3 protein-coding genes are annotated in these 11694 nt (G+C 73.6%); 1 reads left to right on the top strand and 2 read right to left on the bottom strand.

Annotated features, from left to right (window positions below):
- The first annotated feature begins 27 nt into the window (after positions 1-27).
- Entirely contained in the window at positions 28-10545 is a 10518-nt protein-coding gene (locus tag ABEA34_RS20330; protein WP_345523768.1) for an Ig-like domain repeat protein, read from the top strand.
- Here ABEA34_RS20330 and ABEA34_RS20325 read toward each other — a convergent pair.
- A complete protein-coding gene (locus tag ABEA34_RS20325; RefSeq protein ID WP_345523406.1) occupies positions 10535-11047 on the bottom strand; it encodes a GNAT family N-acetyltransferase in 513 nt (170 codons plus the stop codon). The two genes, ABEA34_RS20330 and ABEA34_RS20325, sit on opposite strands and share 11 nt — an antisense overlap.
- The gene (gene def / locus ABEA34_RS20320; protein WP_345523405.1) at positions 11044-11625 is read right to left on the bottom strand and encodes a peptide deformylase; all 582 of its coding nucleotides are present in this window, start codon (positions 11623-11625) and stop codon (positions 11044-11046) included. Before def ends, ABEA34_RS20325 begins: the two co-directional genes overlap by 4 nt.
- Between the last annotated feature and the right edge of the window lie 69 nt (positions 11626-11694).

Below are 11694 nucleotides of genomic sequence, written 5' to 3'. Positions count from 1 at the left end.
GGTCCCGTGCGTCGTCTGTCGGGCTTGGTGTTCGTCCTGTCCGCGGCGTTGGTGTTCGGCGGCACGTCGCCGATCGCAGCCGCCGCACCGCAGCGCGAGACCGCCCCTGCGACGGTCACGAAGACCGCAGGGACGCCTGCCGCCAAGCCGAAGGCCGGGCTGAAGCCGCTGTCCGCCGCGCAGGCGCGCTCGGCCGCCGCGGACGTCGACCTGCCGCGACCCGTGCACGGTGCCGCGGCCGTGCGCCTGCTCGGCGACGACCTCGACGAGGCGGCCGCGCTGAACGACCTGTCCACGGGTGAGCTCGTCGACCTGCTCAGCACCGACGCGACGGCCTGGGTGGACCAGGACGGCATGGTGTTCTTCAAGGACGCCGTCCTCGACGCCCCGTCCGACGCGCCCGTCCCCGCGGCCGGCGCGCCCCTCGACCAGACCTTCACGCTGCACAGCAAGGCCGGCTCCCAGCACACCATCTTCCTCGACTTCGACGGCGCCACCGCGAGCGCGACGGCCTGGCACGCGGCGTACCCGGCCACCCCGACGACGCAGCCGGCGTGGGACCCGTCCGGCAACGGCGCGGCGTTCGACAACACGGAGCTCACCTCGATCCAGGCCATCTGGGAGTCCGTCGCCGAGGACTACGCGCCGTTCGACGTCGACGTGACCACCGCCGACCCCGGCGCCGCCGCCATCAACCGATCGAGCTCGAGCGATGCCGTGTTCGGCACCCACGTCGTCATCAGCCCGAGCACGGGCGCCAGCGCGGCGATCTGCAACAACACCTGCGGTGGCGTCGCCTACACCGGCTCGATGGCTGCCTCTGCCGGCGCGGGCGGCGACGGCTACGGCTACTACCAGCCCGCCTGGGTCTTCCCGCACCTCCTCGGCCCCAACTCGACGAAGGCGATCGGGGAGGCCGCGGCCCACGAGGCCGGGCACACCCTCGGCCTCACCCACGACGGCGATGCCGCGCACCCCGACTACAACCCGGGTCACGGGGCCTGGGCGCCGATCATGGGCGGCAGCTACGACCACCCGATCAGCCAGTGGTCGAAGGGCGACTACGACGGCGCCAACAACCAGCAGGACGACGTCGCCGTCATCCGGTCCGTCGTGGGATCACGCCTCGACGTCGCCGGCAGCAGCATCGCCCAGCCGGAGAACTTCCCGACCGGCACGAACTACATCACCAGTCGCACGGACGTCGACGTCTACCTGCTCGGCACCTGCAGCGGCAGCGTCAGCGTGTCCGCGAACCCGACGGTCACCGCGGCCGACCTGGACATCAAGCTCACCCTGCTCAACGCCGCGGGCACCGTGGTCAGCACCGCCGACCCCGCCTCCGGCCAGGTGAGCGCGACCGTCTCCAGCGGCATGGGTGCCACCATCACCCAGCCGGCGCTGGCCCAGTCGACCTACTACGTGGCCGTCGACGGCACCGGCAACGGCCCGTGGAGCACGGGCTACGACGACTACGGCTCCATGGGCGCCTACACGATGGCGAAGACCGGCAACTGCAACGGTGCCTTCCCGACCGGCGTCCCGTCGAAGGCCAACAACCTCACCGCCACGCCCGACCCGCTCGCCCCCACCGTGACGCTCTCCTGGAGCGCCCCGACGACGCCGGGTGCCGGCGGCGCGGTCACCGGCTACCTGCTCACGCGCAGCGGCAGCGACGACTACGTGCAGGTGCCGGCGTCGACGACCACCTACACCTGGACGGGGCTGACGCTCGGCACCGGCTACACGTTCACGGTGACCCCGCTCAACGCCAACGGCGTCGGCGCCCTGTCATTCGTCTCCGCGTCGACGTCCAACGGCACCGCCGCACCCGGGGCGCCGACGGCGGTCACGGCGAGCTGGGCGAGCGTCGCGGGACGGGCGGAGATGACCTGGTCGCCGCCGAGCTTCGTCGGCAGCTCGGCGATCCAGTACTACTACGTCTACCTCGACGGCACCTATCTCGGCTACCTCTCGAGCGCCGCCCGCGGCGCCAACATCACCGGCCTCGCCCCGGGCTCCCACACCCTCGGGGTCTCGGCCGTCAACACCATGGAGGGTCAGCAGGCGTCGGCCCCCGTCACCGTGCCGACCCGCGCCGCCAACGATGCGTTCGCCCAGCGGTCGACCATCTCCGGGGTCACCGGCACCGTGTCCGGCGACAACCTCGAGTCCACCGCCGAGGTCGGCGAGACCGCCCCCGTCGGGACGCGCGCCACCCCGGGAGGGGCGTCCGTCTGGTACTCGTGGACCGCGCCCGCGACCGGACCGGTGACCATGACGACCTCGTCGACCGTCGCCGACCGCGACACCATCCTCACCGCCTACACCGGCACGTCGGTGGCCTCCCTCACCAAGGTCGCTGGCAACGACGAGCCAACGGCGGGCGGGCACCTCGCCACGGTCACGTTCGACGCGACCGCGGGGACGACGTACGCGATCGCGGTCGACGGCTACCGCACCTTCGCGACCGGGGTCGGGCCGTTCAGCCTGGCCTGGTCGGGCACTGCTACCGGCGCGAAGACCACCACCACGACCCTCTCGGTCACGGTCACCGGCCGCTCTGCGACGGTCACCGCTGCCGTCACGGCGACCGCCGGCAAGGCGGTCGGCGACCTCGACATCTTCGACGGCTCCACGTACGTCTACTCCGGCTTCGTGAACGCGACGTACCCGTCGCAGACGACGACGGTGTCCAACCTGACCCGGGGCGACCACACGTTCACCGCCCGCTTCACGCCGTACGACACGGCCGCGTTCGTCGCGTCCGACGCCGCGCCCAAGACGGTCACGATCGCGGCGACCCCGACGACCACCGCCCTCCAGGCGACGGCGAACGCGCAGACGGTCACCCTCGACGCCACGGTCACCCCGAGCGCGGGCACCGCGGCCGGCACCGTCGAGTTCCGCGAGGGCACCACGCTGGTCGGCACCGGCACCGTCTCGGCCGGGCACGCGGTCATCGCGGTGACGGACGTGACCCCGGGTGCGCACTCCTACCGGGCGACCTTCGTGCCGGCCGACGTCGAGCGGTACGCCGGCTCCGCCTCCGGCTCGACCTCGGTGACCGTGCCGCCGCTGCCGCCGGCCGCGGCGACGTCCACCAGCCTCACCGGACAGGTGCTCGGTCGCTCGGCCACCCTGACCGCGACCGTCGCCGCCGCGTCCGGCACCCCCGGCGGCACCGTGCAGATCCTCGACGCCGGCACCGTCGTCGGCACCGCGACGCTCACCTCCGGCTCGGCGACCGTGACGATCAGCGACCTGACGCGCGGCACCCACCCGTTCACGGCGACGTACCTCCCGGCCAACCCCGCGACGTACGAGTCCTCCTCGTCGACGAGCGTCCTCCTCGCCGTCGTGGCGACGCCGACGTCCACCGACCTCACCGCGAGCCTGTCCGGGCGGACCGTGACGCTCAACGCAGCCGTCGCGCCGGCGGCGGGGGGCACCGTCGAGCTCCGTGAGGGCTCCACGCTCCTCGGCACCGTCGCCCTCAGCGCCGGCTCCGGACAGCTCGTGCTCACCGGCGTCGCCGTCGGCACCCACCACTACACCGCGACCTTCGTCCCTGCCGACGACCTGCGGTACGCCACGTCGACCTCCTCCACGCGTGACATCACCGTCGACCCCGCGGTCACGGCCACGGCGCTCGGCTCGGCGGTCAGCTTCCACCGGGTCACCCTGACCTCCACGGTGACGAGCGCGTTCGGCGCAGCGGCCGGCTCCGTCACCTTCCGCGAGGGCGGCAGCGTCGTCGGCACCGCTGCGGTCTCCGGCGGTACGGCGACCACCGTGCTCACCGAGGTCGCGACCGGCGCGCACACCTACCGGGCGACGTTCACCCCGACCGACCCGACCGACCAGGCAGGCTCCGTCTCGCCGGACCACACCGCCACGGTGGCGGCCACCCCGACAACGACCGACCTGACCGTCACCGTCGACGGCCAGGACGTCTCCCTCGACGCCGCCGTGGCGACCGCCGACGGGGTCCTCGACGGCACCGTCGAGCTCCGGGAGGGCAGCACCCTCCTCGACACCCGGACGCTCGTCGGCGGCGCGGCCGGCATCTACCTGTCCGGCGTCTCGCCGGGCGCCCACAGCTACGTCGCGACCTTCGTCCCGAGCTCCGCCACCCACGCGACCTCCAGCTCGCCCACCCGCACCGTCACGGTGTCGGTCGCGACCACGACAACGCTCTCGTCCTCGGTGGAGGGCCGAACGGTGACGCTGGACGCCGAGGTCACCGGACCAGGCACGCCCGCGGGCTCCGTGCAGTTCCGCGACGGCTCGACGCTCGTGGGCACGAAGACCCTCTCCGCCGGCAAGGCCTCCCTCGTGGTGGCCGACGTCGCGCCCGGCGTGCACAGCTACACCGCGACGTTCGTCGCGTCCGACCCCGCGTACGGGGGCTCCGTCTCCGCGCCGCAGTCCGTCGACGTGGACCGCGTCGCCAGCGCGACCGCGCTGGTGGCGACCGTCGACGGCCGCGCCGTCACGCTCACGGCCACCGTCACCGCCGGCTCCGGCACCCTGGCGGGCACGGTCCAGTTCCGCGACGGCACGAACCTCGTGGCCCTCAAGACCCTCACCGCAGGCAACGGCACGACCACCGCGACCCTCACCTCGGTCGCCTTCGGCGCGCACTCCTACACGGCCACGTTCGTGCCGGACGGGACCACCCACAACGGGTCCAGCTCGCCGGTCCAGGTCGCCACCGTCCTCGGGAGCACCACGACCACGCTCACGGCGGACGCCTCCGGGCGGACGGTCACGCTGACCGCCGTGGTCGCCACCGACGGCACCGCGCCCCCCGGCAACGTCACGTTCTACCGGGGCACGACGACGCCGTTCGCCACAGCCCCGATCGTCGCCGGCACGGCCGTCCTGGTCATCTCCGACGTGGTCCCCGGCGACTACACCTACTCGGCGCGCTACACGCCACCGGCGGGCACGACCACCCACGGAGCATCGGCCTCGGCGGTCGTCGCCGTGAGCGTCGACAAGGTCGCGTCCACGACCGACCTGCAGGCCTCGGTCAGCGACCAGACCGTCACCCTCGACGCGACCGTCGCCGTCGGCCTCGGCACGGTGGCCGGCTCGGTGCAGCTCCGCGACGGCGCGACCGTCGTCGGCACCGTCACGCTCGCCTCCGGAGCCGCCCGGCTGACGCTCACCAACGTGCTGCCCGGCGACCACACCTACACCGCGACGTTCGTCCCGAGCTCACCGACCGTCTTCACCGGCTCCGTCTCGCCGGAGCGCACCGTCACGGTCGCGCGCATCGCCACCACCACCGGGCTCCAGGCCGTCGTCAGCGGCCAGACCGTGACCCTGACGGCGACGCCCGCCGCCAGCGCCCGCACGCTCACCGGCACCGTCGAGTTCTACGAGGGCACGACCCTGCTGGGCGCCGTGCCCGTGTCCGGCGCGTCCGTCGTCCTCCCGGTCACCGACGTCGACCCCGGGTCGCACACCTACAGCGCCACCTACGTCCCGACCGGGACCACCCACACCGGGTCCACCTCGCCGACCCGCACGGTCGCGGTCGGGGTGCGCGCGACGACCACCGCGCTCGCGGTCAGCGCCGACGTGCGCACGGTCACGCTGGACGCCACCGTGACGTCCGGGGCTCGCACGCCGGCCGGCACCGTCGTCTTCAAGGAGGGCAGCGCCGTCCTCGGCACGGTGGCCGTCGCCGACGGCGCCGCCAGCCTGACGTTGACGATGGTCGAGCCATGGGCGCACTCCTACACGGCGACCTTCACCCCGGCGGACCCCGCGGCGTACGCCGGCTCGGTCTCGCCGGCCAAGCTCGTCATCGTCGCCCCGATCGTCACGACCACCGACCTGACCGCGTCGTACGCCGGCGGCCTGAAGGTCGACCTGACCGCACTGGTCAGCGGCGCCAGCGGTGCCCCGTCCGGCACCGTGACCTTCCGCGAGGGGGCCACCGTCGTCGGCACGGCCGCCGTCTTCGGTGGGTTCGCGTCGTCCACCGTCTCGGTCACCAACGTCAGCCCGGGGGAGCACACCTACCAGGCGACGTTCGTCCCCACCAGCGCGGCGACGTACGCCGGTTCGGTGTCCCCGGCCCGACCGGTGACGGTCGACCCCGTCCCGACGAGCACCTCGCTGACCACCTCCGTCACCGACGACTCCGTCACGCTCCAAGCGGGGCTCAACGCAGCCGTGGCCGGCAACATGGTCTTCCGGGAGGGTGACGACGTCGTCGGGACCGTCGCCGTCACCGGCAAGGCCGCGGCGCTCTCCCTCGAGCACGTCGCGACCGGCGAGCACACCTACACGGCGACGTTCGTGCCGTCCGACACCGCGTGGTACGCCGGCTCGGTCTCGCCCGCCCGCACCGCGATCGTCAAGGTCACCACGGTCACGGCGCTGACCGGCAGCGCGTCCCAGCGGACCGTCACCCTGACGGCCGACGTCACCGGGCCCGGCACCCCGCCCGGGGCCGTCGTCTTCCGTGACGGCGGCACCGTCGTCGGCACCGTGACGGCCGACTCCGGCACCGCCGTCCTGACGCTGACCGACGTCGTCCCGGGCGCCCACGACTACCGGGCGACCTTCGTGCCGGCGAACCCCGACCACGTCCTCGGATCGGTGTCGCCGGTCCGGACCGTCATCGTGGACCCCATCCCCACGGTGACCACCCTCGCCGCCGAGGTCGACGGGCGCTCGGTGACCCTGACGGCCGGCGTCACCGGCACCAGCGGGTCTCCCACGGGCACCGTGGTCTTCCGCGAGGGCGACACCGTCGTCCGGAGCGTGGCCGTCTCCTCCGGAGCGGCCACGGCCGACCTGACCGGGGTCACCCCGGGGACACACACCTACACCGCGTCGTTCGTGCCCGCCAACGCCGTCACCTACGTGGCGTCCGAGTCCGACCCCGCGTCCGCCACCGTCGCGCCGATCGGCACGGACACGGCGCTCGAGGCGTCGGCGGACGGGCACACGGTCACGCTCGACGCCGACGTCACCTCGTCGTACTCGACCCCGGCGGGCGACGTCGTCTTCCGCGAGGGCGCCGAGGTCGTGGGTCGCGCCGAGCTGGAGGCCGGCGCCGCGTCCCTGACGCTGACCGACGTCGAGCCGGGCCGGCACACCTACACCGCGGCCTACGTCCCGGCGGACGCCGACACCCACGCCGGGTCGCTGTCGCCCGAGGCGGCCGTCACGGTCGCCGCGATCGCGACCGAGACGACCCTGTCGGCCGACGCGGCCCTGCGGACCGTCACGCTGGACGCCGGCGTCGTCGCTCCCCGTGGCACGCCGGCCGGCGACGTGGAGTTCCGCGAGGGCACCGACCTCGTGGGCACGATCGCGCTCGACGACGGCACCGCCACCCTCCAGCTCACCGAAGTCGAGCCGGGTGAGCACGCCTACACGGCGACGTTCGTCCCGACCGACCCGGTGACCTTCTCCGGGTCGGGCTCGCCCGAGCGGACCGTCACCGTGGACCCGATCACCACCACGACCGGCCTGACCGCCGAGGTCGACGTACGCACCGTCGCGCTCGACGCGGTGGTCGACTCCGCCAGCTCCACCCCGGCCGGCGACGTGGTCTTCCGCGACGGCGACGATGTCGTCGGCACCGTGCCGGTGGACGACGGCGCCGCCGCTCTCGAGCTGTCGGACGTCGCCCCGGGCCGGCACACCTACACGGCGACCTTCGTCGCGTCGGACCCGGTGAGGTTCGGCGGGTCCGTCTCCGACGAGCAGCCGGTCACCGTCGCCCCGATCGTCACGGGCACCGACCTGGCGGCCCGTGTCGACGTGCGCACCGTGACCCTCGAGGCCGACGTGACGGCCGACAGCGGCACGCCGACCGGTGAGGTGCGCTTCCGGGAGGGTGCCGACCTCGTCGGCACGGTCGCCGTCGAGGACGGCAAGGCCACCCTCGAGCTGACCGGCGTGGCACCGGGGGAGCACGCCTACACCGCGACGTACGTCCCGGCCGACGACGTGACCTTCGCCCGCTCGGTGTCCGACGAGCGGACCGTGACCGTCGACCCGATCGTCACCAGCACCGAGCTGACCCCGAGCTCGGACGGCCTCGACGTCACCCTCGACGTCCAGGTCACCGGGGACAGCGGGTCCCCGACCGGTGAGGTCGTGCTGCGCGCGGGCGACGACGTCCTCGACACGCTGCCCCTGGTCTCGGGCGCCGCGTCGCTGGTCCTTGAGGACCTCGACCCCGGCGACCACACCTACTCGGCCACGTTCGTGCCCTCCGACGCGACGACGTACGCCGCCTCGTCATCGGGGGACCGGACCGTCACCGTCGGCCGGATCGCGACCACGACCGAGCTCACCTCGAAGGTCGCCGAGCGCACCGTCACCCTGACGGCCACGGTCGGCACCAACCGCGGCACGCTGGCCGGCGAGGTCGGCTTCTACGACGACTACTACGGCGAGCTGGGCACGGCCCCGCTCGTCGACGGGACGGCGACGATCACGCTGAAGGGGGTCGCGCCCGGCGACCACCCCTACACCGCGACCTTCGTGCCGACCGGGTCCACCCACGCCCAGTCGGCCGGGCAGCGGACGGTCACGGTCTCGGGCGACCTGGTGCGGACGACGACCTCGCTCGCCGTCACGGCCGACGGCCGCGCGCTCACGCTGCGCGTGCAGGTGACGTCGTCCGAGCCGCTCGACACGGACTACGTGACCCTGTCGGACGACGACGGCCCCTTCACCCTCGTCTTCCTCGACCAGGACGGGTCGGGCGAGGCGTCCATCCCGCGCGCGTCGATCGGCACGCACCACTACCGCGCCACCTACGAGCCCTACCCGCCGCCGTACTCGATCCTCGCCGGGTCCAGCTCGCCGGTGCGGACCGTCGAGGTCGCCGGCGCTGCGACCGCCACGGCGCTGACCGCGTCGGCCGACGGGGACCAGGTCACGCTCTCGGCACGGGTGACATCGGACGCCGGTGCGCCCGACGGCTCGGTGGTCTTCTACGACGGCGACACGCGGCTCGGCGACGACCAGCACCCCGTCTGGGTGGCGGAGGACGGCACCGCCGGGACCACGGTCCAGCACGTGCTCGGCGGCTCCCACACCTACCGCGCGGTCTTCGTGCCGTCCTACGCCGAGTTCGTCACGTCCGCCACGACCGCACTGGTCACCGTCGACCCGACGGCGACCACGACCGACCTGGCGACGCAGCGCAGCAAGCGGAGCGTCACCCTGACTGCGACCGTCGACGGGGCCATCGGCACGCCGGCCGGCAGCGTCGAGTTCCGCGACGGCTCCCTCGTCCTCGCGACCGTCCCGGTCGTCGGCGGCACGGCCGCGACCACCCGGACCGCGGTCGCCACCGGCGTCCACGACTACGCGGCCGTCTTCGTCCCGACCGACCCGAGCGTGTACGCCGGGTCCGAGGCCGCGTCGAGCCTGACGATGGGGGCCAGCGACACGACGACCGCGCTGACGGTCACCAGCCTGCGGACGACGGTGACCTTCGCGGTCGCCGTCGGCAGCGTGGACGGCGTGCCGCAGGGCACGGTCGAGATCACCGAGGGCGGCGAGCCCGTCCTGTCCGCGGAGCTCGTCGACGGTGCGGCGACCTTCGCGCTCCCGGATGCCGAGCCGGGGCAGCACGCCTACGTGGCGACGTACGTCCCTGTGGACGACACCTTCGGGGGCTCGGCGTCCCCGGCCAGGTCGATCACCGTGACCGACGTCGCGCCCGCCGCCACCACGACCACCGGGCTGACGGCGGTCGCCGCAGGCCGCACGGTCACGCTGACCGCTGTCGTCGGTGCCTCCAGCGGTACGCCGGTGGGCGCGGTGCAGTTCCGTGAGGACGGCGTCGTCGTCGACTCGGTGCCGCTCGCCTCCGGGTCCGCGGTGCTCAGCCGGACGGGCGTCGCGGCTGGTCCGCACACCTACACGGCGACCTTCGTGCCGACGAGCGCGGCGGCGTACGAGACCTCGACGTCGCCGTCACGCCAGGTGACCGTCGCCCCGACGGCGACCACGACCGCGCTCACCGGCGCGTTGAGTGGCACCGGCGCGGCCCTGACGATCACGGTCGCCGGCGCCGACGGGCTGGTGCCGACCGGCACCGTCCAGGTGCTCGACGGCAGCGTCAGCGTCGGCCAGGTCCAGCTGGTCGGTGGGGCGGCGGCGCTGGTCGTGCCGGCGGTCAAGGTCGGGACGCACTCCTACCGCGCGACCTTCGTGCCGTCCACGGGGGACTTCACCGGGTCGACGTCGGCGACCCTCCCGGTCACCGTGCGCCCGGCCGTGTCCAAGACGACCCTGACCGCGCCCACGAAGGCCAAGGCGGGCTCGCGCCCGGTCGTGAAGGTCAAGGTCGTGCGCGGCGCCGCCGCCGCGGCGGGCAAGGTGCTGCTGACCTACGGGACCAAGAAGGTGACCCTGACGCTCAAGGCAGGTCAGGCGTCCTTCAAGCTGCCCAAGGTCAAGAAGGGCACGCTCAAGGTGACCGCGAGCTACCTCGGCGACGCGACGACCGCGAAGTCCACCGCGACGAGGAGCATCAAGGTCACCAAGTGAGCTCGTAGATGAGCTCGAGCCCGTCCTCCTCGTCCCACTGCTCGCCGTTGTGGACGAAGGGGTACTGGCGGATGAGCGCGAGGGACGCCTCGTTGTCCGGGGAGATCGTGGCGCGCAGCGTCCGGACCGACGGGTCGGCCTGCGCGCGGGCGATCGCGAGCTCGAGCGCGGCGCGCGCGTAGCCGCGACGGCGGTACGCCGGGTCCACGCCGTACCCGACCTCGACCATGCCGTCGGCGTCCGGGGCGGCGTGGAAGCCGGACTGCCCGACCGCCACCCGCTCCTCGTCGTCCCAGAGGATGCCGGTGATCCAGGGCAGGTCCTGGGGCGTCTGGATCGCCTGCACGGCGCGGTACTGCCAGGTGCGCACGGAGCTGTCCGACACCATCCAGCCCGTCAGCGGGACCGGCGATGCGGCGTTGGCCCCGGCGAGGTCACCGTCGGCCAGCGCGATGATCGCCTCGGCCGGCAGCTGCACGATCCGGACGGCGCCCGCGGTCATGCCGGCCACTCGGGCGGGAACTCGTCGGCGACCTTGTCGTGCGCCTTCTGGAGCTTCTTGCGGAGCTTCGTCGGGAGCCGGTCGCCGAAGACGGTGCCGAGGGTGTGGTCGGTCTCGTGCTGCAGGCACCGGGCGAGCAGGCCGTCGCCGGCGTAGGACACCGGCTCGCCGTCCAGCCCCGTCCCGGTCACCGAGGCGAAGTCCGGGCGGGCGCACTCGACGAACGCGCCCGGGAAGGACAGGCAGCCCTCGTCGTCGGCGTCGAGGTTGCGCTCGCCGACCTCGGGCAGGGTCAGGACGGGGTTGCAGACCACGCCCACGGTGCGGCGGCCTGACTCGTCGGGGCAGTCGAAGACGAACATCGCGACGTCCTCGCCGATCTGGCAGGCGGCCAGGCCGACCCCGTCGGCGGCGTACATGGTGGCGACCATGTCGGCGGCCAGCGCGCGCAGCGCGTCGTCGTACGTCCGGACCTGCTGCTGGGGCCGGTGCATGACCGGGGTGCCCCAGCGGGTCATCGGGCGGACGGTGCCTCCGTCGGGGAGTGGTCCGTGCGGGGCGAGGGGCTCGTCGGGCATGGGGAGGAGCGTATCCAGGATGTGACCGGACCCACCGACCGCGTCGTAGCGCCGAGTGTAACTCCGAGT

Origin of the sequence: Nocardioides conyzicola (assembly GCF_039543825.1) — a bacterium.
Classification (GTDB): domain Bacteria; phylum Actinomycetota; class Actinomycetes; order Propionibacteriales; family Nocardioidaceae; genus Nocardioides; species Nocardioides conyzicola.
This window is presented reverse-complemented; position numbering and strand designations above follow the sequence as displayed.

Bases quoted from the DNA above. Each gene is read 5' to 3' on its own strand.
- ABEA34_RS20325 (WP_345523406.1), bottom strand. From the start codon at position 11,047: ATGACCGCGGGCGCCGTCCGGATCGTGCAGCTGCCGGCCGAGGCGATC.
- def (WP_345523405.1), bottom strand. From the start codon at position 11,625: ATGCCCGACGAGCCCCTCGCCCCGCACGGACCACTCCCCGACGGAGGC.